This window comes from Polystyrenella longa (assembly GCF_007750395.1).
GTDB lineage: Bacteria > Planctomycetota > Planctomycetia > Planctomycetales > Planctomycetaceae > Polystyrenella > Polystyrenella longa.
Genome location: NZ_CP036281.1, coordinates 3409506 through 3436269, shown reverse-complemented (window position 1 = coordinate 3436269; position 26764 = coordinate 3409506). Strand labels below are relative to the sequence as shown.

The following is a 26764-nucleotide window of genomic DNA, read 5'->3' as shown; positions in this document are numbered from 1 at the left end:
CCTTACAGCAATGTATAAGTTCGGAAACAATTGAAATCATCTAAGTGTACAGGTGGAACAGGACAATATGACCAAATCTGAATCTGCCACTGAAATACCCGTTCTGGATGATCATGGCGCCACTTGGAGGCCGGTGGCTGTCATTGACATCGGAACGTCGTTGATCCGAATGGTGATCGCCGAGATTTCCTCACACGGAGAAATCCATCGTCTGGAAGATCTCTCCCGAGCAGTCAATCTGGGAAAAGATTCCTTCACGCGTCGCTCAATTCGTAAACAGACGATTGAGGAATGCGTCCAGGTATTCAAGAGTTTTCGTTCTCTGATGGAACAATACCAGATCAAGAGTGCGGACCAAATCCGGGCCGTGGCGACGAGCGCCGTGCGCGAAGCGATCAACAAACTGGCGTTTCTGGACCGGATCTACATTGCCACCGGAATCGAGATTCAAATTCTCGACGAAGCGGAAGTGAATCGGATTACCTACCTCGGTGTGCAACCGCGTCTGGCCGAGGAACCATCATTGAAAGACGCGAATATCTGTCTCGCGGAAATCGGCGGCGGCAGTACAGAGCTATTACTGATTAACGGTAAAGATGTCCTGTATTCCAATACATTCCGGTTGGGGTCGCTGCGTCTAAGGGAAATGCTGGAGTCGGCAGGAAGTTCGGCTTCTTCCTCCTCTCGCAGTTTACTAAAGCCACATATCACGCAATCCATTGAACGCATGCTCGATGAAACAAGTGATTTCTCTGGACTGCAAATGGTTTCTCTAGGCGGGGACATGCGGTTTGTCGCCCACCAACTGAATCCTGAATGGGACCGTGAGACACTTGCTTGTCTGTCGGCAAAAGATCTTGCTGATTTTGCAGAGAAAATCCTCAGCATGTCAGAAGATAAACTCGTTCGTAAGTATCACCTGACATTGAACGATGCAGAAACGCTCGGAATCGCCTTGATGGCTTATACGGAGCTTGCAAAAGCATTCAAGGTGCGAACAGTTTATGTCAGCAGCTTGAATATGCGGGACGGTTTGCTGTTGGAAATGACGAGTCAGGGAACCTGGTCCTCTGCGTTTGAAGATCAAGTGATTCGGTCTGCGATTGATGTAGGTCACAAATTCAACTTCGATGAAAAACATTCCAAACATGTGGCCAATCTGAGTCGACTTCTCTTTCGAGAGTTGGTTAATCAACATCAATTAGATCCGCACTACGAAAGCCTGTTGTATGTAGCGGCTCTCCTGCATGAAATTGGCTTATTTATCGGGACGCGAGGTTATCACAAGCACTCGATGTATCTGATCCAGCATGCAACAGTCTTCGGAATTAGTGAGAAGAATCTGGAATTGATTGCGATGATAGTGCGTTACCATCGGCGGGCTTCGCCGAAGCCATCGCACGTGGGTTTTGCTTCGCTCAATCGAGATGCGCGCGTCATCATTTCCAAACTGGCAGCGATCCTCCGCGTGGCAGTGGCTCTCGATCAATCGTACAGCCAACGTATCCAGAGTTTCACAACAAAAATGACAGACAACCGATTCGAAATTAATGTACGGAATGTCGAGGATCTTTCCCTTGAACAGATCGCATTGAAGCAGAACAACTTGATGTTTGAAGAAATCTACGGTGTGCCAGTTTTGCTCAGACGTGATACGACATCGACTTAACAGTCGTAATCACCACGAATGCAAATAAGACCTATCCCTGTTTGGCTTACAAATAACGAGCGTTAGTCGGGAAGTATTGAGATTATGGGACGCAAATCGAAACGATTCATCAACCGGGAACTCAGTTGGCTGGAATTCAATCAGCGCGTCTTGGATGAAGCACAGAATGAAGCAAACCCACTTCTGGAAAGACTGAAGTTTGTCGCTATTACTGCCTCAAACCTGGACGAATTCTTCATGGTGCGGGTGGGAAGTATTAACATGATGGTTCAACAGGAAGTGACCACTCCCGAGCTATCAGGGTTGACTCCAGTAGAGCAGATGGCGGCGATCTCAGAGCGCTGCCAAAAGATGGTGCAGGACCAATACGATATTCTGCTCAATCACCTGGAACCGGCGCTGAAACAGGAAGGAATCGTTCGTCAGCATCGGCAGGAACTGACTGAAAAACAGTATCAGGTTCTTCAGAACGTAATTGAGGAAGAGGTCTTCTCCATTTTGACGCCGATGGTGGTGCAGCTGGATGAAGAATTCCCTCTGTTGATCAACCAGTCACTGAATGTCTGCGCCCAAGTGGAGAATTCGGAAGGCGAACGCCGCTTCGTCGTTATTCCCTTTGCCCGTACGAACCTGCGATTTATTACGCTGCCTTCTGAAAGTGGCTATCAGTATATTCTGCTTGAGGATGCCCTTGCGCTCTTCATGCCGTTGTTGTTTCCCGGCGAGAATGTGATTGAAACTGTCCCGTTTCGGATTACTCGAAATGCCGACTTTCAATTGCGTGAAGACTCTGCCTCGGACTTAATGGCGGGCATGAAAGAAGTTCTGGACGCCCGAAAAGAAGGGACTTGTATCCGGTTGGAGACTTCGGAGTTCATCACGTCAGATATGCTTGCCTTCCTGTGCGAAGGACTAGGCATTGATCGACAGGGTGTCTATGTCGTTCCGGGCCCAGTTGATCTGGCTGCCTATTTTCGCATGGCGGGTTTAGGCGGGTACGATCATCTGAAGTACCCGGATTGGCCACCTCTTCGTGAGGCTAGTCTTGATCCGCGAAAAACAATGTTTCAAGAGATTGCAGACCGAGATATTCTTCTCAGCCATCCCTATGAAAGCTACGACCCCGTCGTTCGCTTTCTGGAAGAGGCGGCAGCAGACCCCGATGTATTGGCAATTAAACAGACCTTGTATCGAACCAGTAGTCAGAGCGCGATTGTCGCGGCGCTGAAGGAAGCAGCCGAACGAGGAAAACATGTTACCGCTCTTGTCGAGTTAAAGGCGCGTTTTGACGAAGCGCGAAATATCAAATGGGCGGGCGAACTGGAGCAGGTCGGGATCCAGGTGATCTACGGTGTGAAAGGCTTGAAGACTCATGCCAAGATCTGTCTGGTTGTCCGTCGCGAACCGAGCGGCATACGGAGGTACATGCACTTCGGAACGGGGAACTACAACGAATCAACAGCCAAACTGTACAGCGATATCAGTTTCATGACCTGTAACCCGGAGTTGGGAGCGGACGCGTCAAACTTCTTTAATGCGATCAGTGGTTACTCGCAACCGATGAAGTTCAGTAAAGTCGAGGTCGCACCGATCGGGTTACGCGAAAAAATTCTCGAGTTAATCAATGTCGAAACGGACCGTAAGAAACATGGCCAGAAAGCCCGCATTACGATCAAAATGAATTCACTTGTTGATTCCGAGATCATCGAAGCGCTCTATCAGGCGTCGCAAGCTGGCGTGAAAGTTCGGTTGAATATCCGTGGAATCTGTTGTTTGAAACCAGGTGTGAAAGGTTTAAGCGAGAATATCACCGTCATCAGTATTATTGATCGCTTCCTGGAACATAGCCGGATTCTGCATTTTCTGCATGGAGGAGACGACCGGGTTTATATTTCCAGTGCTGACTGGATGCCGCGCAACCTGGATCGCCGGGTGGAACTGCTCGTGCCGATTGATGACAAGGAATGCAAATCGAAGTTGATTAACACACTGAATACCTACTTCAAAGATAATGTCAAATCTCGCAAGTTACTTGCCAACGAGACGTTCAAATTAGTGGATGCGGGAAGTCGAAAACCGCTTCGTGTTCAGGAATATCTCTACGAACAGGCTCGAAACGAGTTAGAAGAAGCGGAACGAACACATCAAATGGTGTTTGAGCCTCATCTGGCGAACGATAATTAATCGCGTTTTCAACCTGTCAGGTTGATTTTCAACAGGAACGAAGCGATTTTACCGGGTGGAAAGGGTTGAATTCGCTCTCCAGGACTGCTTACTGAATCTGAACGGGTCCCCTTCGCCTGTCGATTGGTTATAATCGAGTGCAGGAAGAGGGGATCCTCTTTCATAACAAGAAGTTCGGCAAGTCCCGGAGTTGACGTTTTTATGCCTGACATAGCTAATGTGACCGTCGTTTGTTTTCTGGCAAGCTACATTGTCGCGCTGGCGGGGGAATTCTTCCGCTTAAACAATTCCTCTCGCTGGCTACGCGGCGTGGTGATGTTCTATTCCTGCGCTGGTTTTCTTGCGCATTCAACTTATCTGATCGTCCGCAGTAACCAGCACGGTCTGCCACCACTGGTAGGTTCCGCTCACGACTGGTTTCTGGTTCTCTCCTGGTTGTGCGTTTTGTATTACCTGATACGCACTCTCAGAGATCCACAGTTAGCGCTTGGGGTGTTTTTATATCCCTTTGTAATCCTGCTTACTGTATCCGCCTACTTCATCAGTTCCGATGCCAACGAAATGGTGAGTGAGAAATCGGATCGAGGTTGGGCGATGCTGCATGCCAGTTTTCTGATATTCGGAATAGGCGGCGTGCTGCTGAGCTTTATCACCAGTCTAATGTATCTGTTTCAGCATTATCGCCTCAAACATAAACGATCCATTCCCGGAGGACTTAAAGTTCCTAATCTGGAAAAATTGGCTCGCATGAATTGGTGGTCTGTAATTGTTTCCGTTCCGTTGCTTACCTTGGGGCTCGCGTCTGGGTTTGCAATGACATTACATGTCAACAAGTCAGATCAGGCACAACAGCTTAACCTGACAGATCCCGTGGTGCTTACCAGTGCGCTGATATGGGTAGTGATGGCTATCTTCTTTGTGATGTTACTGATCAAGCCAGGCACAAAATCACGACAGGTTGCCTGGATGACGATTTGGGCCGGTGGTTTCCTTTTACTAACGATGGTTGGTTTACAAATACTGCTCGGTGGCCGCAGAGATTCCATTGATACCTGGCATTCCCACATCAGCCCGTCGGTTAGGCAGTCACAAGTCCATTTGTCTTCCATTACGAAACCGAATCAGATTCCACTGTCACAGACGGGGGGGAATCGCTGAGTGAACTTTCAGGTTGTCGTTTGCAGTCACGAGCAATCCAATTTGGAGCTGCGCGAAAAAATTGCCTTTCCTAATGAAGAAACGTTAAATAAAGCGTACGACGTTCTCGCTGCGCTGTTTCCCAAGGCGGAGCATGTGATTCTCTCTACCTGTAATCGGGTTGAGATCTACACTGCCCAGGAAGACGACGTTGATTTGCCTACTCGCGAAGAAGTCCTCCATTTCCTCGCTGATTTTCATCATCTCCCACTGGATGATCAGATTAAACTAATCCCGGCGATGGTGGATCAGGAGGCGGTTACTCATCTGTTCCGAGTTGTTTCCGGACTCGATAGCATGGTGTTGGGAGAACCTCAGATTGTGAATCAGGTGAAGCAGGCCTACAAAGCGGCTCACGAAAAGAGTGCCTGCGGACCATTAACCCATGCCTGGTTTCAGGATGCCATTCACGTTTCCGCTCGGGTTCGTTCTGAGACGGCTCTTGCCGAAGGTAAAGTTTCTATTGCCTCAGTGGCGGTTGGGGAATTTGGCAAGAACATCTTTGAGACCTTCACCGACAAAGTCGTGCTGGTGATTGGAGCAGGGGAAATGGCGGATGAGGCGCTCACCTATCTGACAGAAGAAGGTGTCCGGCAGCTGGTCATCGTGAATCGCAACTTTACCCGTGGGGAGGCACTCGCGGAAAAGTTTGGGGGAACTCCTCGACCATATGAACAGCTTGAGGAATGGCTGGCGTCTGCCGACATCATCATTTCTGCAACAGGAGCGGACCGACCGATCGTGACCAAAGAGATGTTTGCTGCCACCCGTAAGCAGAACCAGCAGAAGAATGTCTTCATTCTGGATCTGGGGGCACCTCGCGATTTTGAACCGGCGATCTCTGATCTGGATGAGAATGTTTTTCTGTTTGATATCGATGACCTGGAACAAACCTGTCAACGAAATCGAGGTCTCCGCCACAAGGAAATTAACAAAGGTGAGCAGATCATCGAGGAGCAGACTCAGAAATTTATGCAAGCACTTTATCATCGTGCCACAGGGCCGGTGGTGAAACGGTTGATGGAACAATGGTCCGAGGTACGCGATCAGGAATTGGATCGGTTATTCTCCCGGTTGGATTCTCTTAATGAAACAGAACAGCAGGAAATCACTTACGCCATCGACCGGGTCTTAAAAAAACTACTACATCCGCCGCTACAGACTTTGAAGGACCAGGCACGCGAGGGGACACCTCACAGCTTGATGGACGCACTCCGGAGACTGTTCCGGTTGTCGGACTGACTTACTAATTTCTGTAAAACTCGACCCGAAAATCCGTGTTTGAAATCTTCGCGGGGAGGATATTCGTCAGTCAGGTCCGTTTTTTATATTCGCAATTTGCGTTAGATTAGATACACTGATTTCACGAAGTGACAAAATAAGATGCATGTGTCCTATAATTGGGAGAATATTCCCGTGGGGATGCGAGCGTCCAATAATAGGTTTTTCCGCCATATGTTTTCTCAAACAGTTGAGTATGCCCTCAGGGCCGTCGTCCAGTTAGCTTATAAATCTCCGGAAGCTTGTACGACCGAACAAATAGCCGAAGCGACTTTGGTCCCCAAGGCTTATCTTTCCAAAGTTCTACAAGGACTCTCTCGTGCCGGGATTGTGAATTCTCAACGCGGTATTCGCGGGGGGATGTCACTGAATCGTTCGCCTGAAGAGTTGACCATTCTGGATGTCGTTAATTCGGTGGATCCGATTCAACGGATCAAGCAATGCCCACTGGGATTAAAATCACACGGGGCGAATTTATGCCCACTTCATCGCCGTATGGATGAAAGTCTGGCGATGGTCGAGAAGACGTTTGCCAGTACAACCCTGGCGGAGATTCTGGCAGAGCCTTCGAGCAGCACGCCACTTTGTGAACGGGCCGATCAGAATCCATTCATCAAGCTACAGGCACCTCAACCCCAAAACGACTGATGGATTGATATTGGCCAATGCCAAGTTGGCAACATTCGCCGTAAGTCATCTACCTGAAACCGCAATAATTGATCCCTAGGAGGGGTTGGTCATTGCGGTTTTTGTATGAGTGCGTGATTCCTTCACAAAGACCCGTTGAAAGTACGTGTTCAAATTTGATTGAAGTGAACTTACTGCCACTTTTCCCGCTCAGTGACCGCTTTACAGGGGTTGTAACGAATAGAAGGGTAAACAGGAAAGTGCCTGTTGTGCTTGTCTGGAAAGAGGGATTGTATTGGGAGATTTACGGAGCGATGCGGAATTCGAGGGGTATTTCTCAATATAGACGGGGATAGGAGTGTCCTGCAGATCCTATTCTTCAAATACGATATTAACGAGAGGGAAGCTTCGTCGAGCTTCCAGTTTGTTCTCCGGGATCAATTCATGACTTCCCACCTCGAAACCACATTCAATCTGCTGGCGAGCCGAAAAACGACCGAAGCGAGCGATTTGCTTACTTCGGCCGTGGACGTGCCCGTTGGTGAAATTCAGGCGCTGGCGGTGCGCGCGTTGCTCAAGAAGCATCAGCTGCCCTCTCAGCTGCTGATTATTCGGAAATGGCCAGAACTGCACAGTCTGGCTCAGGATGCGGTCTTCGAAGAAAAACACTCCATCCGCGAAACGGTCAAACATTGCCTGGAACGCGACAAAGGGGAACTGCAGTCACTGGCGCTTGAGGTGGCGGTCGCCATCTCGGATTATACTCAAATCCCCAACATCCTTAACCGGATGGAATCGAGCAGCGGTGAGCAACTGGCCCGCATGACAGAAGCAATGCGGATGTTGACGGACCAATTTTACGAGGCGCTCTTCCGCCAGGAGAGCGAAGGAGAAGGACCGAATTTAAATACCGAGAGCCTTTCCTATCAGAAAAAAAACATTATCCAGCAAATTGCGGGCACTGTTTCACGTCTCGAACAGCATAATGAACCCGATCTGATTCTGGAGTCGTTGTTGATCCTCGGATCCCCGACTCAACCGGACATCAAGGAGATTATGTCGAGCACCGATCTTCGACTCATGAAACGAGTCGAATGGATCCTGCAGCACAGCCGGCATCATGGAGTGATGCAATTCATTGTCGACTCCATGAACATCCAGAATCCGAATATCCGAGTGATTGATGCAATTCGTCAGCGGGATGATTCAGAGTTTATCAGTCATCTTCTTGGTGAATATCCTGAATCACTCAATGCAATTCAGTCCGATAATTATCAACAGATTAAATCGATCCGCTGGCTCGCATCACCGGAACGGGAACTGCCGTTAATTCTCCCGGCTCAACATCAGTCTGTCATTCGTTTGATGATGGGGGTTCGGTTGCCGGTGGATCAACAGGTCAACATTCAGAAGTGGTTGATTCATAACGGTGGACCGGAGACGCGACTGGCAGCAACTGAAGTCTTAACGACGTTGGATCAACGATCGGCCGATAATCTGATCAATGAAAGTCTGGAATCGGAAGATCCAAATGTTCAAGCTTGGGCGACCAGTCAGTTACGCTCTCAATCAGGGGCATCCAGTTTCGAAAAACTCATTAATCGAATCGACAGCGATATCCCCGAGGTCCAGATCGCGGCCCGAAACGAGTTGAGAAGTTTTGACTTGGAACTCATGCTTAAAATTTTCGATTCAACTCCATTGCGAACGGTTCGGCAAGCAGGAGTCTTATTGCATAAGCTCGATCCCGATGTCTATCGAAAACTGAACGAAAAGATCCATGATCCTCTTCGAAGCAAACGGATTCGTACTGCCCAGGCAGCGTTCGCGTTAGGGTTGCACCGGAATATATCACAATCATTAATTGCGTTGCTGGGGGACGAAGACCCTATGGTTCGACGAACTGCGGTCGAAATTCTCGGTGATGTTCCTAAGCGAAACGTTTATGATATTCTCTACCAGATGCGAACAGATTCGTCACCTCGCGTCCGTGATGCGATTCTGAAGGCTCTCCAGAAACTGCAGATCGCCTTCGAACGAATCAAGCAGTCGCAAGTGCAGACGACTGCATCACCGGCGGAGAAAAGTAAAACCGAGATTGCTGAACCCGCGCTGGCTAATTCCGGCGTACAGGAGACCTGAGATGGACATGATGACGTTATTCATGCAATTTAATCGAGTCCAGCGAAGCCTGAATGGTTACAGTATCAGGTCCAGTTCGATTATGGAGTATTGGTACCTTGCCGTCCTACCGATTGTATTTCTTATTGTTTGGAAGTTCCTTCCTCAAATTGAAAAGAAGGTCAAGAAGGTTTCGGGAGTCGCGGACGATTCTCCTCAGGCGAGTATTTTCGATCAACTGTGTCGGGTACACCGTTTATCCCGCAACGAACGAAAACTGATTCAACAAGTGGCTGTCTTGAATAAAGTCGCTAATCCGGCACGGATCTTCATCGACAATCGCCCGCTGTTGAAGTTGAAGGGAAAAGGGGCGCACGTCAATAAAGAGTACACCGCGCTCTACCGAAAACTATACGGCGACATCTCGGCCTGAAGCGGTCTTTGAGAATGGCCTGATCCCTCTATATGACAAGAGCCAATACTGCCGGCGATCCTCTCAGGACCGCGCCTTGCTTTTTCCCATGCCCACAGAACAGAGGATGCATGCGCAAATCAGTGACAACGTCACGTGCAGCATGTTGATCTTCTCAGAATACTCGTGGTACGCTACGAATTCCTGTGGCTTTGCTCCACCGGCATCGCTCAAGATGTCCTTGAGCGGCATAAATATGGCGAAGTAATCGACCAGCATGATGATGAGCGTGAGCGATAGCAGCCCCACGGAGATCCACCACCGCATCCAATACTGGGAGCGATCCGAGAAGAGCAAGCTGCCTAAGCTCCCTCCAACCATGATGAATCCAAACAGGTAGTAATAAGGGAACCGGATCAACGCCAGCTGGTCTCTCACCATCGAATCAAATTCGGAATTAGTTTGCTCGGCCACGCTGGTGACGACGAACAGGGCGGCCGCCCCGACCCAGCCTGAAATGAGCAAGCGGGAAAGCACAAAAGAGAGTTGACGCAATACGGCCATTGGGAATGCCTGTAGCTAAAGAAGATAGATTAAATTCAAGGCTATGAATACGCTATGATTTTATCTGAAAAACTCGTTAAGAAAAACCTTAGGAGTACCTGCCCATTCGCTGGTTTCAGTTTTAGAATAAATGATCCGCTGAGAGAAGATGGATCGGACTTATTCCCAGTTCCCTCAATTCTCTTTTAAGAGCGGCGAACATCGGTTCGACAAACACGCCTCACTGACCAGCATCGACTTGGATATTTACATGCATTCTCACGCTCGCCTGTTGATTCGTTATCATCTTCTTTCGGTTTTGTTTGTCAGTTCCGCCGTTCTGATTCTGTTCAGCGGTCGAGCTGATTCCGAAGAAACAACAAAAACAGACACCGAGACGTCTTCTCCACTGGTTGACAGTCCTCTGACTCCGGAGGAATCACTAAGCAGCTTCGAGCTGCATCCTGATCTCCAACTCGAACTGGTCGCGTCAGAACCCGAAGTCATCGACCCTGTCGCCATTCGCTTTGATGAACTGGGCAACATGTGGGTCGTTGAAATGATCGACTATCCGCTTGGTCCCAAATCCGCCGACGAAGTCCCGATGTCGCGAATTCGCAAACTGCGGGATGAAGATCAAGACGGGTATTATGAAACAAGTACTGTATTCGCGGATAAACTCCTCTTTGTAACCGGGGTTCTTCCCTGGAAAGAAGGACTGATTGCAACTCTGTCTGGTGAAGTCGTCTATCTTAAAGATACCGATCAAGATGGCAAAGCGGATGTGAAAGAAACCTGGTTTGTCGGTTTCGCAGAAGAGAACACCCAGTTGCGTGCGAATCATCCCACCTTTGGGCTCGATAATAAAGTTTACATTTCCAATGGGCTGCGTGGTGGAGAGGTACGGAATGTGAATCCTGCCTGGGCCGATCAAGCGAAGTCGGTTCCGCTTTCATTAAGGGGAAAAGACTTTCGATTCGACCCCGAAACGGGCGAATATGAAACGGTTGCGGGCAACGGTCAATTCGGGTTGACGATTGACTCCAACGGCTCCCGTTATATCTGTAGTAACCGCAATCCCTGCATGCAGGTCTTGCTTGAAGACCATTACCTGGCGCGGAATCCTCAATTGATCGTTCCTACGACGGTAAACGATGTCTCTCCTGCCGGAGGCGAATCGCGCGTGTACGCTATCACCCGGGCATGGACGACTTCGAACTTGCACGCGGGACAATTTACTGCCGCTTGTGGAGTTCATCGGTATGAAGGGACTCGTCTGCCAGCAGAGTTCTATGGAAACAGTTTCACTTGCGAACCGACAGGTAATCTGGTTCACCGGGATGTATTCACCCCTTCCGGAGCAACCTTTTCTTCCCATTATGGCCGCGAACAGACTGAATTCCTCGCCAGCAGAGACGAATGGTTTCGCCCCGTCAATGTGCAGACGGGGCCGGATGGAGCCTTATACATCTGCGATATGTATCGCGCTGTGATTGAACACCCGCATTGGGTACCCGATGAACTGAAAAATCGTCCGGATGAACGATACGGCGATGATCTGGGACGTATCTACCGTGTGGTTCCGAAGAAGAAAACAGATTCGGATCTGACACGAACAATCGATCGAACGAATCAATCCGCATTACTATCGGCCATTGTTTCTCCAAACAGTTGGCAAAGAAGTACGGCCGCGCGGCTTATCTTTGAAGAGCAACCCGCTGGACTGGAGCACGAGCTTCGTAGATCGTTGAAAGAAGCTGTTTCTCCTGAGGGTCGAGTACAAGTTCTTCACACATTGGCTGGCTTAAACCAATTGGCTAAAGAAGACCTGTTAACTGCATTCCAGGATAAGCATCCTCGAGTTCGTGAGCATGCAGCTCTCCTGTCAGAAACATTCCTGGCCAAAGTACCCGAGCTACAGCAGGCTATGCTGGATACTGCCAGCGAGGGAGACTCTCGCACACTATTCCAATACGCGCTTTCTTCCGGTGCGGGAGAAGATTCGACATTTCGACAACAATTGCTGACACAGGTTGTCAGCAATGGGGTGCTTGACCAGTGGACTCGTGCCGCCATAATTAGCTCCGCAACGAACCTTGAAGGAGAAATGCTGGGAGGATTGCTACAGAAGATCACGAACAGTGAACAGGCACCGTCTGCCATGCAGCAGAACTTCTTTGCGGAATTGGCGTTGATCGTCGGAGCAAACAAAGATCCGCACGAAGTCTCACAGGTTCTGAAACTGTTAATCGATCTCTTCCAGCAATCACGGTCTTCCAGCAAACTGGTTGTGATGGAAAGTCTGAAATCATTCCTGACCGGTTACCAGACGCGTGGAGAACGGAAAGCAATTTCCACACTGTCTGAATACCTTTCGGAGGAATCCCAAACTGAGTTGGATCAGATGTGGGTCCAACTCGTGGAACTCGTGGGTTCTGAACAGGGAGAAACAGCACTATCACAGGCGGCATTACCGCTGTTGATCTATACGCCAAGTGCAGAAACTGTCCCTGTGCTGACGAGCCTGCTTGATACAACCAACAATCAAGCTCTTCAACAGCAGACCCTGGAAATTCTGGGTGCTCATCCTGGAACAGAACCTGTTGAGTTTCTGCTCGACGAATATGAACTTGCGTCGCCACGGATTAGACGTGCCATCCTGGCTTACCTTCTGCGAGATCAAGAACGTATTCAGACATTGTTCGACGAGATTGAAGGAAAGAAAATCCGCGCCGCAGAATTGGATCAAAATCAACAGAAGGCCTTAATGAATCACGCGAACGCCGAAATCAAATCGCGTGCTCAGGAACTTCTCAAGTCCAACATCTCTGCTGATCGCACCAAAGTGATCGAACGGTATCAGGCCTCACTGGCCAAAGATGCGGATGCCAAGCGAGGAAAGGTCGTCTTCGCCAAGGTCTGTTCTTCTTGTCACAAGGTGGGAGACATTGGAGTCGATGTCGCTCCTGATATATCCGATTCACGAGTGAGAAAACCAATTCAGTATCTGACTGACATTCTGGATCCCAATCGGGCTGTGGATAACAACTATTTCAGTTACACCGTGTTGACTACTGAAGGACAGATTCACACCGGAATCATTACGAGTGAGACATCGACTTCCATTATACTTAAACAGCCGGAAGCAAAAGAAGTCTCCCTGTTACGGGAAGATATCGAGCTAATCAAAGCGGACGGTGTCTCGCTGATGCCGACCGGTTTGGAACAGAATATCACTGTTGATCAGATGGCCGATTTAATCAGCTTTCTCAAGAACTGGCGATACTTGGATGGCCAGATTCCCATTGAGGCGAATCAACCGCTTAATTAAGCGGACCACTTTCAATATTCTTGTACTTGTTGTGCGATCCGTAATTCCTGACTGCATGGATCGACGATTCTAAACAGACCAAAAAGAAACATAAAACTATGAACCGATTGTTCAACTTATTAATAGTGACTTGCATGTTCTCCCTGCTGACGACTTCCACGTTTGCAGAGACGAAACCGGACTTGGACCAGAAGTATGACCTAGTAGTTTACGGAGGCACTTCCGGTGGAATTGCAGCCGCAATTCAGGCCAGTCGAATGGACAAGTCTGTATTGTTGATTGAACCAACCGAACATCTGGGCGGTTTAAGTTCTGGAGGACTGGGTGCAACCGACATAGGAAACAAAGGTGCCATCGGCGGGATTTCACTCGAATTCTATCAGAACATCAAGAAATACTATGATACCCAGTCGAATTGGAAACAGGAAAAGCCCAGTGACTTCAAAGGGTATAACTCGAGTGATGAAGCGATGTGGAAATTCGAACCTCACGTTGCCGAGCTAATTTTCAACGAGATGCTTAAAGAAGCCGATGTTCCAGTTTTATCTGGTGAAAGACTCGATCTGAAATCGGGAGTGGTCATGGAGCAGGGGGCGATCCAGCAGATTGTCATGGAAAGTGGGAAACGCATTTCTGGGCACATGTTCCTCGATACCACCTACGAAGGCGACTTAATGGCAGTGGCTGGTGTCTCGTTTCATGTGGGACGTGAAGCGAATGCGACCTATGGGGAAACTCTGAACGGGATCCAAACGAAAAACGCGGTCTCTCATCAATTCGAACACGAAGTCGATCCGTATATTAAGCCAGGTAATTCGGCTTCGGGAGTTCTTCCAGGAATCAATCCGGAACCGCTCGCAGTAGACGGCACCGGTGATCATCGAGTTCAGGCCTATTGTTTTCGAATGTGTACGACCGACGCTGTTGAAAACCAGGCGGATTGGGTTAAACCGGAAGAATACGATCCGCTGCAGTACGAGTTACTGTTCCGTAATTTCGAAGCGGGTGACCGTCGTATTCCCTGGAATCCTATCTTCATGCCGAACCGCAAGACGGATACGAATAACAATTACGCAATCTCCACGGACTACATCGGAATGAACTTCGATTATCCGAATGCTTCCTATGAGGAACGAGACGAAATCTTTCGCCAGCATTTGATTTATCAGCAGGGTCTGATGTGGAGCCTCGCCAATCATGCACGTGTACCCGAAGAAGTCCGTGAACATTTTCAGCGATTGAAACCGGCCAAAGATGAATTCACTGACCATAACAACTGGCCACATCAATTATACATTCGCGAAGCCCGTCGTCTGATATCAGACTATGTGATGACGCAGCACGACTGCCAAGGACGAACAGTTCCTAAGGACGCGGTGGGGCTGGCCGCCTACACAATGGATTCTCACAATATCCAACGGCATATCGTTGATGGCCACGTCATCAATGAAGGAGACGTTCAAGTCGGGGGATTCTCTCCTTATCCCATCTCCTATAGATCGATTCGTCCGCGAAAATCGGAATGTCGAAACCTGCTGGTACCGATGTGCCTGTCGGCATCTCACATCGCCTACGGTTCGATTCGTATGGAACCAGTCTTTATGGTATTGGGGCAATCAGCAGCGACAGCCGCCATGCAGGCAATCGACGCCAAGGTCGACGTTCAGGATATCAGTATCAAGGAGCTGCAGAACAAACTTAAGGAAGACAAACAGGTGCTGGCCTGGACGGGTGAGCGGAAAACCCCACCCATTTCACTGACAGATCTTGAAGGGATCGTATTGGATGATACGGACGCAATTCGAAAAGGATCCTGGAAATTCAGCAGAAGTTCGCCTGTTTTCGTGGGAGCCTACTACGCCCACGATTCAGATTCAGGCAAAGGAGATAAAACCGTAACCTGGATACCGGAAATCAAAACATCAGGCGAGTATCTTGTTCGCCTTTACTTCCCACCTCAGGGGAATCGAGCGTCAAATGTTCCTGTGAAGGTCACCTTCGCTGGTGGCGAGGAAAATATGGTAATCAACCAGAGAACAAATCCTCAGAATAAACCGTATCAGACATTAGGGACGTTTCAGTTTGAAAAAGGAACGACCGGAAAAGTGATGATTTCTAACGCCGGTACAGATGGTCATGTCATCGCGGATGCGGTTCAATTTATCCTGGTTAAGTAGATCACTCTGCTTTCGAATTTCGGAGAAAATAGATTCGGAATTCGTTTCACAGTGACAAGAGAACGTTACGCAATAAATTCAGTGATATCACTGATATGCGGCAGTAATAGCGGTAGTTTGAGTTTTTCGTGAATCCCGAAATTGCAGGCCATTCACGCTAACAACTCAGACAACAAATGGTAAGATATTCTTATGCACCGCCAATTATATGTGTATATTCCGGCGGCGTTGTGATAGAGATTTTGCCCGTGGAGTTTGATCAACTCCACGGGCAATTATTTTTGGTAGCGAGACTTTTCAGTGAACGGTCAGTGGGGGCGCACTTCGTTTATGAAGTGATTTCGGTTATCTTGAAATATCAATCGAATTGCAGATTTTGCAAATGAAGATTGAAGTCGGGAAACCTTTATTTATCACAGATCAGCACGAACCATGTCGCCTGAAAAAAACGAAAATCATTCCACTCCACTTTCCTCTCGGCATCAGGAGATGCTGTCAGAAATTAGACAGATTGATGTGGAGCAAAGCCGCCAGTATGCAGGAATTCAATTTAAGCTCTCGTTTTTCATTCTGATCTCGGGAATTGCAATTGCGCTCTTTGTAGAAAACTGGTGGTTAATCCTAATCATCTCCATTTCAATTGCATCTTTTTTCTTTTTAGTGTCGCGTGCAAAACATGGATTCTGTGAACTGCTAGGTTTGATCCAAGCGATGGATAATCAAACTGATTCCATGACAGCGACTGCAACATCCGAACAAGTTACTCCGCCGCAATCTTGAGGAGCACCTTGCCGGATTTTCCGACCGCTTCTGATTCTCGAACGGCTTCTTTAATTTGAGCCAGTTCGAATATATTTCCTACTTCGGCTTGAAGTGTATTGTCGCGCATCAACTTGGTGATCTTCTTGACTAACGATAGTTTTCCCAGCAGACTCAGCTCTTGCATGTGTCGGGACAGCCAGAATCCCTCAATACGAACATTGTGAGTGATGAACTGACGCGTGTGCATTTCAATAGGTTGATTCGATAGGGAACCATACACAACCAACTTGCCATTATCGGACAGAGCAGCCGCCGCAGCGGAGCCGGTTGAACCTCCAACGGGATCGATGGCACATTTCAGTTTCTGGTTGCCGATGATCTCTTTCACTTGCTTTACAAAGTTGTCTCGACCTTCCGGATTGCCGTCGTAACAGACAACGGCATCGGCACCGAGTGCTTTCAGTTCTTCCACTTGTGCTTCTCTTCGGACAACATTGATTGTTTTGAATCCAAAGACTTTACTGAGACGGATAATCATTTGTCCCAAAGCAGAGCCTGCCGCCGTCTGCAGTAGCCATCCACCTTGTGGGACTTTCAGTACTTCTCGAGTAAGTACAAAAGACGTCGCCGGATTAACAAAGAACATGGCCGCTTGCTCAAGTGGTAAATCGTCTGGAATGGGGACCACTTGTTTGGCGGGGACGACAGTCTGTTCGGCCCAGTTCCCCGTATCTTTATTCAGGACAACCACTCGTTTGCCTTTGACGAGTTTTCCCAGCAAGCCACCACCTGAGGCTTCGACTATGCCGACTCCTTCGAAACCTGGGGTCGCTGGCAAGTTTGGTCTGATTCCATAGCGACCTCGGATAAACATCAAGTCGGATGGATTGACGGGGCTGTACAGCATTCTCACGCGTACTTCACCGGAAGCAGGTTCTGGAACTGGCTTCTCCTGGCACGCGAGGACTTCGGCGGGTTCACCCGGTTCTTCGAAAACGACGGCTTGCATTGGTTATCCTGACCTTGGTTCGAATACAAAAAACGAATTAAATGGAATGGAAATAGGGGCTCGGATCGGCACGATTCCCAATTCGTGAAAATAGAAGCGTACCGCTGTTTCAATCGAATGTGGAATTGGAACCCGGCATGCGGGGACGTATAATAGTAAATACACTTCCCAAACTAAAACGGACCCGAAAAACGCATCTGAGACAAGGGCATCACTCTGCATGCAATCGATTTGTCGATGAATGACGTTGTCATATTTTCCTCTTAACCGCTCAGAGAACAGACGGAGTTATACCATGGCGACAACAACATCGCCCGATATCCATGCCACACCGGAAGTCAAGCATACTCAATTGCTGATTGATGGTGAATGGCGCGACGCTCAAAGTGGCAAAACCTTCGCGACAATGAATCCCGCGACGGAGGAGAAAATTGCCGATGTCGCTGAAGGAGACGCAGCTGATATCGATCTGGCAGTAAAAGCCGCTCGGCGAGCCTTTGAATCGGGAGAATGGGCGGAGATAGACGCCCGAGACCGAGGTCGTTTGCTGAATCGGCTAGCGGACCTGGTCGAAGATAATCTCGAAGAACTCGCGGCATTGGAAACACTCGATAACGGTAAACCAATTCGCGACAGCCTGGCCGCGGACTTACCATTGGTTGTTGACTGTTTTCGATATTACGCTGGTTGGGCCGATAAAATTCATGGCGACACTATTCCGATCCGGGGAAATTACCTTTGCTATACCCGTAAGGAGCCTGTAGGGGTCGTCGGTCAGATCATTCCTTGGAACTTTCCCCTCCTGATGTTGGCCTGGAAATGGGGGCCAGCATTGGCAGCAGGTTGTACGATCATCCTGAAACCCGCTGAACAGACTCCGCTGACAAGTCTTCGTCTGGCAGAGTTGGCTCTGGAGGCGGGATTTCCACCTGGCGTAATTAACGTCGTTCCCGGTTATGGTCCGACTGCGGGAGCAGCACTTGTCAAACATCCCGATGTCGACAAAATCGCATTTACCGGCGAGCACCTGACCGCTCAGATTATTATGCGAGATGCGGCCGAGACGATTAAAAACGTGACTTTTGAACTTGGCGGGAAAAGCCCAAACATTATCTTCGCCGATTCCAATCTGGACGATGCGGTCGCCGGTGCTGAGTTTGGACTATTCTTCAATCAGGGACAATGCTGCTGTGCTGGTAGCCGCGTCTTCGTAGAAAAGAAAGTCCATCAACAGTTCGTTGATAAACTTGTCGCCCGTGCTTCCAATCGTAAACTGGGCAATCCTTTTGATATGGATACAGAGCAGGGGCCGCAAGTGGACCAAGCTCAGTTTGAAAAGATCATGGGGTTCATTGAAAAAGGTCGTGCGGCAGGAGCAGCTTGTGTGACGGGCGGAAATCGATTTGGTGACAAGGGTTATTTCGTGGAACCGACCGTGTTTGACAATGTCACCGACGACATGGAAATCGCCAAAAACGAAATCTTTGGCCCAGTGTTAAGTGTACTTCCTTTCGATTCGATGGATGAAGTTGTCACTCGCGCGAACAACTCGGTGTTTGGTCTGGCCGCTGCGGTCTGGACTCGCGATGTCGCCAAGGCGCATCACATCGCGCGACAGGTGCGGGCCGGAACCGTCTGGGTGAACTGCTACGATGTCTTCGACGCAGCCGCGCCCTTTGGTGGCTTCAAAATGAGTGGTATTGGCCGCGAGTTAGGTGAAGCCGCACTGGCGAATTACACTGAATTGAAAACAGTAACCGTCAGCCTGGACTAATTCGGTCGGGGACCGTGCCCGTTTGCAAATAAATCCGAAATGAAATCAAAGCACTTTCTGACGGGAGCGGAAGGTGCTTTGTTTGTTTCGTAATAAGTGATTGTTGTTTTTAGTCGTACCGAGTTTGATCAAGTGGGAACACGTCCGTGAATGAACAGATTGTAATGGGAGGTGGACTAATCCTCGTTTCCCTCTGGGGGTTGTATAACGTCGACTATTTGCGGACGCGCAGTCGTTTCGGTCAACGAATTATCGACGGACTGGGCGAGCAAACAGGGACTCGTATGTTACTAGGAGTGATGCTCATCGGGATTGTATTTGGAGCCTTACTGGCCACTAGCGTAATTCAACCCATTCGATGGGAACCATCCAGCAATCCCGAAGCGGTGGGATCGGACTGAAATAACCGACATAACCGACAGGTTCGACTGCCGGCTAATTGCATTCATCACTCATTTGAAGCAAAACGAAATTGCATTAGCTGCTTGAAATCCTAAAATTAGATAACTCGATCTCTTAAAAAGTGAACGCCAAGCATGCGCGGCGTTTCTCCTCCAACTCAGGCTGAACGATGCAAGTCACCATCACTGCTGTCGGACCGGACAATTGTGGATTGGCCGATCCGATCGTCCACTATGTAGCTTCTGCTGGAGCGAACATTCATGAAATCCAGATGTTCGACCACGACCGCGACAAAATCTTCGCAATGATGCTGCGTATTGAATGGCCGGAAACTTCCGGAACCGTTGCGAAGTTGCGATCTCACATGAATGAGATAGGACAACTTAAAGGGCTTTCAATAAGAACCTGGTCTCGCGACGAACATATTCGTCCTCCGCGAGTCGCTATCTGCAGTACGTATCGTCCTGAACCGGTGGTTGCTTTATTACGTGCAATGCGCGATAAGGTCATCAAAGCAGACCCAGTAGTGATGATTGGAAATCGTCCCGCCTGTCGAGGTGTCGCTGAACAATTCGATGTGGAATGGCACGACGTCGGCGATGATGGAGGCAATCCGAACAACGATCAAATCGTGGAACTCTTCGATCAACACGAAGTCGACTACATCGTCCTTGCCCGTTACATGCGTATTCTTCCACCCGCCACCTGTTGGAAGTTCGCAGGCGGTCGAATCATTAACCTGCATCATGGTCTGTTGCCTCCATTCCCCGGGTTCCGGCCTTATGAAGATGCTCACGCCCATCATATGCTGACCTTCGGTGCGACCATTCACTTTATTATTCCGGAACTTGATGCGGGGAATCAGATCATCAATCAGGGTACCTTCAGTGTCGCGCCCGGGACGCCGTTAGAAGAGATCAAACGGCAGGGTGAAACAGATAATGAACCGAGTACTCTCGTTGAAGGAGTACGCCGCGTGATTGATCGAGATGTCGAACTGCATTTTCAGAAGGTGGTTCGCGGGCAGAATTGAATGGCGATTCTCACGTGATTCATTCAAAGCTGATTCAATTAAACATAAAAAAGCTCCGTGACTTTGGTCACGGAGCTTTTTTATTGGTTCGGATGTGTCGAATAAGATGTTTCGAAGAATTCGACGACCCGCTTAATCAATAATCTTATTGATACCGTACTCTACGATGCCCCGAGCACCAGCCTGTTTCAGTTTAGGGACGATCGAACGGACCACCGATTCATCGACGATGGTATTCACATCAACCCAATCCGGATCGGACAGGGAAGAGACGGTGGGAGTCTGAAGCGCGGGTAACAGCGAAAGGATTTCTTCCAGGCTGTCACGGCGGATGTTCATCATCAGTCCGACTTTTCCTTCTGCCGCCAGACAGGCTTGGAGCATCAGAGCAATGTTTTCCAGCTTCTCTCTTTTGGCACTGTCTTTGAAAGACTCTTTGTTAGCGATGAAGCGGGTCGTGCTTTGCATTACTTCTTCGACGATACGCAAGTTATTCGCCCGTAATGAACTGCCTGTTTCAGTCACTTCCACGATCGCGTCAGCCAGGCGAGGAGGTTTGACCTCTGTCGCTCCCCAGGAGAATTCAACTTTGGCTTTTACGCCATTCTTTTCCAAAAATTGCTGAGTCAGGCCAACTGCCTCGGTGGCGATGCGTTTGCCTTCCAGATCTTTGACTGTTTTAACATCCGAGTCTTCTGGAACACAGAGGACCCAGCGCACTGGTCGACGGCTCACTTTAGAAAAGACCAGTTCGCAGATTTCATGAACATCGGCCCCGGTTTCGACAACCCAGTCATGCCCAGTGATCCCGGCGTCCAGAATTCCTTCTTCGACGTAGCGGGACATCTCCTGAGCGCGAATGAGAAGGCATTCTATCTGATCGTCATCGACCGTGGGAAAATACGATCGGGATGAAATCGAAATATTGTAACCGGCCCGTTTGAACAACGCTTGCGTGGAGTCTTTGAGGCTTCCGGCTGGAATGCCAAGTTTGATCAATGGTTCTGTCATTGGAAAAATATTTCTATTATCAGTGTTCGTCAATCAACCGCTGGTGACGCAGTGAGGTCGATATTGCCATCTGGGAACTCGTCTTTGCGACCGCTGGAGACGGTTACTTCTTGTAGACTTCTTTGGGGTCAAATACGCGATTTCCTACCACTTCAAAGGATTCGTCAGCGGGATTAATTTTACGGAAGAAACAACTTTTGTAACCCTCGTGGCAGGCTGCTCCTCCAATCTGATTCACTTTGGCAAGCAGAGTGTCGGCATCGCAGTCGTAGTAGAGTTCTTTGAGCTCCTGAACATTGCCGCTTTCTTCGCCCTTACGCCACAATTTCTGCCGGCTGCGACTGTAATAGCAAACACGCCCGGTCTTCAGTGTTTCCTGGTAGGCTTCTTCATTCATGTAAGCCAGCATAAGCACATCGCCGGATTCCGCATCCTGGGCGATGACGGGAAGAAGTTCTGCTTTGTCAAAATCAGGTATGCTCACGGTAAATCCTGTATTCTTGAACAGAAAGTGTATTAAGTAATATTCAGAAGAAACGAGTCCTCTCCGAATCTAAACGTCGGAGTTCTTGCCCTTTGAGTCCTGCGGTCATCAGAGCCCGAGGAACTTCGCCTTAGAGGACGACATTCGTATGACCCGGAAGAGAACAAGTGGTTCATCGCTATCAATGTTTCCACTCTATCAAATTGACACATCGTAGACCAGTTGGAGAGGAAACCAGGCGTTAAGTTTTGGTTAAAGCGAGGGCAATAAGATCTGACATATCCATTGGTTACGGTCATTCCATCAGTTTAAGTCCCCTGAAAGGAATGTTGATAATACGCCAACAGCCGATTGTTCAGTAAATGGAGTGCTCTCGAGTGACTTTGGGTAAGTCAATTAAGCCAGAGGGAAAGATCAGTCCCGTAGGGATCGTATGATCACTTAAGCGAAGATGAGAGGAAGTCCGTTTGCGGAAAAAAAACAGGGAGAGACTTCCATCTTCTTTCAAGTTGCTCTAACATCGTCCCCACGAGAAGCAGGTGATCAACCATCTCTGCTCGACGAAAAAACAGTTTAGAGGCCGTGCAACGGCACCGGACTGTGTAGTTGTGCCCGCCTTGAAGAGGCGGTGCGATGGGAAATGGAAACTGATTTCCGGATAAAATGCCACGATTCAGTGTCACTCACTTCAGTGACAGGTTACGCGGCTCGCCAGCGTAATCGAATGGCGGTCGATGTATCCAGACGCTCAGGCAAAACATGTCTTGCCGAATCTGCCCTTAATTTTCGTCCATCTGGTCGATACGGGGCGTTAATCCCTCGGATTGATCGTCTTGGGCGATCAAGCTGGTAATCGCCGAGAGTCAGGCAACAGTCAACTGGGTTGATACCCCTCCAGCTGGTCTCTCACCGTCAGGGACCGGCGGTTTAGCAACTTCTCGAGTCACCCGAAACTATCTTAAGCTCTCACAGTCAATTTTAAACAAGGTTTAAACGTAAGATGACAGAACAAAAAGCAACGAATGTTACTTGGCATGAACAACGCGTGTCGGACAAAGAACGCTGCGAGCTGAATGGACACAAAGGTGTCATGTTGTGGTTCACCGGACTCTCCGGAGCCGGAAAAAGTACCGTGGCCAATACTGTTGACCACCTGCTGCACTCTAAAGGAAATCACTCCTACGTCCTTGATGGCGACAACATCCGTATGGGACTGAACAAGAACCTCGGATTCTCTGCTGAAGACCGTGCTGAAAACATTCGCCGAATCGGTGAAGTTGGCAAACTGTTTGTTGGCGCAGGCGTCATTACTTCTACTGCCTTCATTTCTCCTTACCGTGAAGATCGCGACAAAGTCCGCGAACTGATGGGCGAAGGCGAGTTCATCGAAGTCTACGTGAACGCTTCACTCGCAACTTGCGAAGAACGTGACCCCAAAGGACTCTACAAAAAAGCCCGCGCTGGTGAGATCAAAAACTTCACCGGTATCGATGATCCTTACGAAGCTCCGGAAAACGCAGAACTCGTTCTCGATTCCGACAGTAAAGGAATCGACGAACTGGCCGAAGAAGTCGTCGCTTACCTTGAATCTAAAGGATACTTGAAAGCCTAAGTGCTTCGGATTGAATAGCGAGTTAAAAGAAAAACGCTGTCTGGATACCAGACAGCGTTTTTTTATGGAAGTTCGAAATCTCAGATGTCCCCCAGACGGGAACTGGATTAGAGTTCACATCTGGAGGAACGAGCGGCTTTATTCAGTCTTCCAGCTCGCTGCTGTTACCTGCCTTAATTCAACTGGTTGTCAATTCGGAACCGCTGGTTCAAACCAATGATGTGTTCCAGGTTCTGGTCCCATAGATCTTTAAGAGGATAGGTAGCGGGTTTAAGACCGTATTTCGGAGAGTTCTCGTAGATAAAAGACCAGTACAATACCGATTCCAATACTTCATCGAGCTTCTCTGTGTCACCTAAAACATAGGATGGATACTTCTTAATGACTTGATCGAATCCTTTCATCCCATTTTGCAGGTATTCCATTGCGGCATCCCAATCGGCTTCCTGAAACTTTTTCTTACCGAGGTATACGTCCTCGTGCGCTTTCATCGTAATTTCGTCTTGTTCTGCTTCGCATCTCAACAGCCAGTAGTCAAACTGAGACTGTGTTTTAAAGTACTCGATGACGTTTTTTATGTCCTTAGGCTTGATCTCGCGTCCAACAGTCTCTGAGTTTTCGATTGCCAGTTTCTCTATCTCCTCGTCTGTGGCCATGAGATTATAATGGCCCTCCTGGGAGTAGAAGTTATATTTTCCGAACTCGTCACCAAGTAACTCTTCACGAGCATCTGACCACAATTGGCGGGGACGGTCAAAGACTCCTTCCCGCTGCATTGCTGAGGCGGCATTGATTACTGATTTCGTTGCAGAGATTCGGAAAAGTGGTGACTTCATAATGTTCTGCCCGAACTCTTCTTCCCGGTCATTGGCAATGATGAAGTCCTGCTTTGCAGCGAGATAGTTGTCGTTGATCCCTTTCGGGTTAAATGAAAGGTCAGTTTCGCCTTCGAACTGAGGATCGGGGTCATGACGGAAGTACTCTCTAAAATAGTTTCGTTCGTCTGCGAGTCCAATCTTTTGACCAAGTACACGCCCGATGTCCCATTGAATCGCAGCCGAGTATTGATTTTGATCAGCACCTTCTCGAAGAAACTTTCCACCTTCTTTCAGCCAGTAGTAACGGTCTTTGACGTCGTCCCACTGCGAAGAAACGTTGTAAGAAAAATCCCATCCAGTGTATCGCCAGACATCTTCGAAGTTTGGTTGCAGCAAGAGAATGGTGTTTGTGGTTGCACGATATTTACCCCACTCTTTTTTCTTTTCCTGCTCCTTGGCTTGAACCCATAACAGGTCGGCCGCGACGCCGCGAAAACCGAGAAGCACAACCTTCATGATTGCACTGGATGGTTCTACGTCTCCGAGAGTCGACTGGCTGAGATTCAGCTCCTGCCGCTTCTGCGCAAGTATACCTCCAGGATTATTCCGACTGGCGGGTTGCCCCAGCCACAGAATGAATACTAATAGAACTACAATTGCTAACATGTAGCTGAATTTACGTTGTTTAGAACTGAGGTTCATCATTTTGATTCGAGCTCACGAAGTTTAAGACAGTAGTAGCCGACAATTACGGAAACCAGGAAATAGCTAAGTGTTACTGCGATAGAAGGAATGATTGCAGCACTCGCATTAACGTCAAATCCTTTTGCCAGGTATTCCGCCATACTGAAGCTACTCATATCTGGAATAATATGTTTAACAATCCAAAGCATGTTGGAGAAGATCGGGTCGAGGCTTAATGCGATTTGGGCGATTGTGTCATCCGCTGGTAAACGAGATGTTTCATTCGTTTGCGAAATCATTCGATAGAGGGATTCCATTGGACCACCACCGATAGCTCGACCTGTGATTTGTTCATTCAGCACACCGGAGAACATGAAGCTGATCATGAGTAGTGCTACTGTTGCTATCGTGGCAATTGGTCCCTTCACCATACAACTGAGGGCTACGCTGATTGAAACAATTAAGACTAGTAACAGCCATTGTCCGAAAATCGCTTTGCTGAAACCGACGATAAACGCACGGTCCGGAAGCCTGATAAACAAGTCGGGATTTGCCATCCCGATATATTGCTGTGAGTCGAGACAGCGGACTTCGAGACTGAAACCACTTTCCGAACTGAGGATATCTTTGGAGAGATTGTATTCGATCTCCTTGCCCTGTTCGTCGTCGTAAACCTTGAGCGTTTGTGGAATTTCGACCAGGTTGAAAGTGTACTCTCGTAAAGGGAAGGGGGTCAGCCGCACGCGAGTCTGGTTGTCGTTGTTGACTACCGTTAATTCCACTTGCAAGGTGTCTTCAATATTTCCTTTGTATGTTCGAAATGCTTCAAAGCGAGTTTCGACTTGGAGAGGCTCATTGGGTGAAACTGCACTGGAGTCAAAGTCATTGAAAGTCCATATGGCACGACCTTTGGTTGCCCCTTCAATATAAGAACGGAAGTCCCATTGGTCTCCGGTGTTAATCCCTCGTTTTGTTTCGTTGCCGTCTTTATCGATAAAATAGAGTTTGCCATAGACGGGAACTCGACAAGCTAAATCATTTTGTGCTTCGACAGGCAATGCACGCATAATCCAGAAGTAGCCGATGACGCCCATGAACAGTAGTAGAATGCTGCCGATACCGACGAATCCAAAAATACGTCCCATCACTACTTCCATCCGGTGAGCAGGCTTCGTGACCACCGTGTGTAGGGAACGCTGACGAATATCCTCTGGGATACCCCAGCAGGAAAGTAGCAGGACAATCGGGATGACTAGGATGCTGATCACGGTTAATACGAAACTGACGTAGACTTCAATCTGAAAGTCCGTTCGCTGGTCGGACATCGACAGGAACCAGTTCGCGAACATAAACAGCAGGGCAAACAGTATGATGATGTAAAACACCTTGCGACGTGCTGCTTCTTTAAACGTGAGGGTCGCAATCGCCATGATTCTCTTCAAGGAGAGACTGGTAATTTCGTGTAATCCGTCTTTAAGTTGCTGCAGAACGAGTTTTGGTCCCCGTGTGCCCATCGACAGACGAGTCACAAACACTCCCAGTAGAACGATCATCAGCCCGAAGCCAAAGAACGCATACAGGAAGTGCAGAAATCCTTCGGAAATATCGTAGGGAATCGGTTCAAAAGTCATCA

Annotated in this window: 20 protein-coding genes; 14 read left to right on the top strand and 6 right to left on the bottom strand. The window is 48.6% G+C overall.

Annotated elements, in window-relative coordinates; genetic code table 11:
* Positions 1–67 precede the first annotated feature (67 nt).
* The 7 genes from Pla110_RS12760 (at position 68) to Pla110_RS12730 (ending at position 9512) form a co-directional block, all read left to right on the top strand.
* On the top strand, positions 68–1669 hold the full coding sequence (locus tag Pla110_RS12760) for a Ppx/GppA phosphatase family protein (protein ID WP_144996136.1): 1602 nt from the start codon (positions 68–70) through the stop codon (positions 1667–1669).
* A gap of 84 nt (positions 1670–1753) precedes the next feature.
* Positions 1754–3853, top strand: coding sequence for a polyphosphate kinase 1 (ppk1, locus tag Pla110_RS12755; protein ID WP_144996135.1), 2100 nt, complete (start codon positions 1754–1756; stop codon positions 3851–3853).
* A gap of 201 nt (positions 3854–4054) precedes the next feature.
* Positions 4055–5011 carry a cytochrome c biogenesis protein CcsA gene (ccsA, locus tag Pla110_RS12750; protein ID WP_144996134.1) on the top strand — a complete coding sequence of 319 codons (957 nt, stop codon included), beginning with the start codon at positions 4055–4057 and terminating at the stop codon, positions 5009–5011.
* Positions 5012–6292, top strand: a complete 1281-nt coding sequence (hemA, locus tag Pla110_RS12745) for a glutamyl-tRNA reductase (RefSeq protein ID WP_144996133.1) — start codon at positions 5012–5014, stop codon at positions 6290–6292.
* A gap of 213 nt (positions 6293–6505) precedes the next feature.
* On the top strand, positions 6506–6979 hold the full coding sequence (locus Pla110_RS12740) for an RrF2 family transcriptional regulator (protein WP_144996132.1): 474 nt from the start codon (positions 6506–6508) through the stop codon (positions 6977–6979).
* 423 nt (positions 6980–7402) lie between these two features.
* A complete protein-coding gene (locus Pla110_RS12735) occupies positions 7403–9100 on the top strand; it encodes a HEAT repeat domain-containing protein (RefSeq protein ID WP_144996131.1) in 1698 nt (565 codons plus the stop codon).
* 7 nt (positions 9101–9107) lie between these two features.
* The gene (locus Pla110_RS12730) at positions 9108–9512 is read left to right on the top strand and encodes a hypothetical protein (RefSeq protein ID WP_144996130.1); all 405 of its coding nucleotides are present in this window, start codon (positions 9108–9110) and stop codon (positions 9510–9512) included.
* 63 nt (positions 9513–9575) lie between these two features.
* Here the strand turns inward: Pla110_RS12730 and Pla110_RS12725 are convergent, their stop codons facing one another.
* Positions 9576–10055: a hypothetical protein gene (locus Pla110_RS12725; RefSeq protein WP_144996129.1), complete on the bottom strand. Its 480-nt coding sequence runs from the start codon at positions 10053–10055 to the stop codon at positions 9576–9578.
* Between the two features lie 250 nt (positions 10056–10305).
* Between Pla110_RS12725 and Pla110_RS12720 the strand changes: the two genes are divergently transcribed.
* The 3 genes from Pla110_RS12720 (at position 10306) to Pla110_RS12710 (ending at position 16322) form a co-directional block, all read left to right on the top strand.
* Entirely contained in the window at positions 10306–13365 is a 3060-nt protein-coding gene (locus Pla110_RS12720) for a PVC-type heme-binding CxxCH protein (protein ID WP_231742410.1), read from the top strand.
* 98 nt (positions 13366–13463) lie between these two features.
* On the top strand, positions 13464–15542 hold the full coding sequence (locus Pla110_RS12715) for an FAD-dependent oxidoreductase (RefSeq protein WP_144996127.1): 2079 nt from the start codon (positions 13464–13466) through the stop codon (positions 15540–15542).
* A 432-nt stretch (positions 15543–15974) separates the two neighbouring features.
* Entirely contained in the window at positions 15975–16322 is a 348-nt protein-coding gene (locus Pla110_RS12710) for a hypothetical protein (RefSeq protein ID WP_144996126.1), read from the top strand.
* On the opposite strand, the gene Pla110_RS12705 is transcribed toward Pla110_RS12710, so the two are convergent.
* On the bottom strand, positions 16303–17313 hold the full coding sequence (locus Pla110_RS12705) for a zinc-dependent alcohol dehydrogenase family protein (RefSeq protein WP_144996125.1): 1011 nt from the start codon (positions 17311–17313) through the stop codon (positions 16303–16305). The two genes, Pla110_RS12710 and Pla110_RS12705, sit on opposite strands and share 20 nt — an antisense overlap.
* Before the next feature lie 295 nt (positions 17314–17608).
* Between Pla110_RS12705 and Pla110_RS12700 the strand changes: the two genes are divergently transcribed.
* The 3 genes from Pla110_RS12700 (at position 17609) to Pla110_RS12690 (ending at position 20522) form a co-directional block, all read left to right on the top strand.
* Positions 17609–19087 carry an aldehyde dehydrogenase family protein gene (locus tag Pla110_RS12700; RefSeq protein ID WP_144996124.1) on the top strand — a complete coding sequence of 493 codons (1479 nt, stop codon included), beginning with the start codon at positions 17609–17611 and terminating at the stop codon, positions 19085–19087.
* Between the two features lie 146 nt (positions 19088–19233).
* A complete protein-coding gene (locus Pla110_RS12695) occupies positions 19234–19488 on the top strand; it encodes a hypothetical protein (RefSeq protein WP_144996123.1) in 255 nt (84 codons plus the stop codon).
* Between the two features lie 170 nt (positions 19489–19658).
* Complete coding sequence (locus tag Pla110_RS12690) at positions 19659–20522, top strand: formyltetrahydrofolate deformylase (protein ID WP_144996122.1); 864 nt, start codon at positions 19659–19661, stop codon at positions 20520–20522.
* Between the two features lie 132 nt (positions 20523–20654).
* On the opposite strand, the gene hisG is transcribed toward Pla110_RS12690, so the two are convergent.
* Both hisG and hisI read right to left on the bottom strand, forming a co-directional pair.
* A complete protein-coding gene (gene hisG / locus Pla110_RS12685) occupies positions 20655–21533 on the bottom strand; it encodes an ATP phosphoribosyltransferase (RefSeq protein WP_144996121.1) in 879 nt (292 codons plus the stop codon).
* 103 nt (positions 21534–21636) lie between these two features.
* Positions 21637–22017 (bottom strand): phosphoribosyl-AMP cyclohydrolase, encoded by a 381-nt coding sequence (gene hisI, locus Pla110_RS12680; RefSeq protein WP_197440174.1) that lies wholly within the window; start codon positions 22015–22017, stop codon positions 21637–21639.
* A 1000-nt stretch (positions 22018–23017) separates the two neighbouring features.
* On the opposite strand from hisI, the gene cysC reads away from it, so the two are divergent.
* Positions 23018–23629 carry an adenylyl-sulfate kinase gene (gene cysC / locus Pla110_RS12675; RefSeq protein WP_144996120.1) on the top strand — a complete coding sequence of 204 codons (612 nt, stop codon included), beginning with the start codon at positions 23018–23020 and terminating at the stop codon, positions 23627–23629.
* A 173-nt stretch (positions 23630–23802) separates the two neighbouring features.
* Here cysC and Pla110_RS12670 read toward each other — a convergent pair whose 3' ends face one another.
* Positions 23803–25113, bottom strand: coding sequence for a hypothetical protein (locus Pla110_RS12670; protein WP_197440173.1), 1311 nt, complete (start codon positions 25111–25113; stop codon positions 23803–23805).
* Positions 25114–25148: 35 nt separating this feature from the next.
* Positions 25149–26762 (bottom strand): ABC transporter permease, encoded by a 1614-nt coding sequence (locus Pla110_RS12665; RefSeq protein WP_144996118.1) that lies wholly within the window; start codon positions 26760–26762, stop codon positions 25149–25151.
* Positions 26763–26764 lie beyond the last annotated feature (2 nt).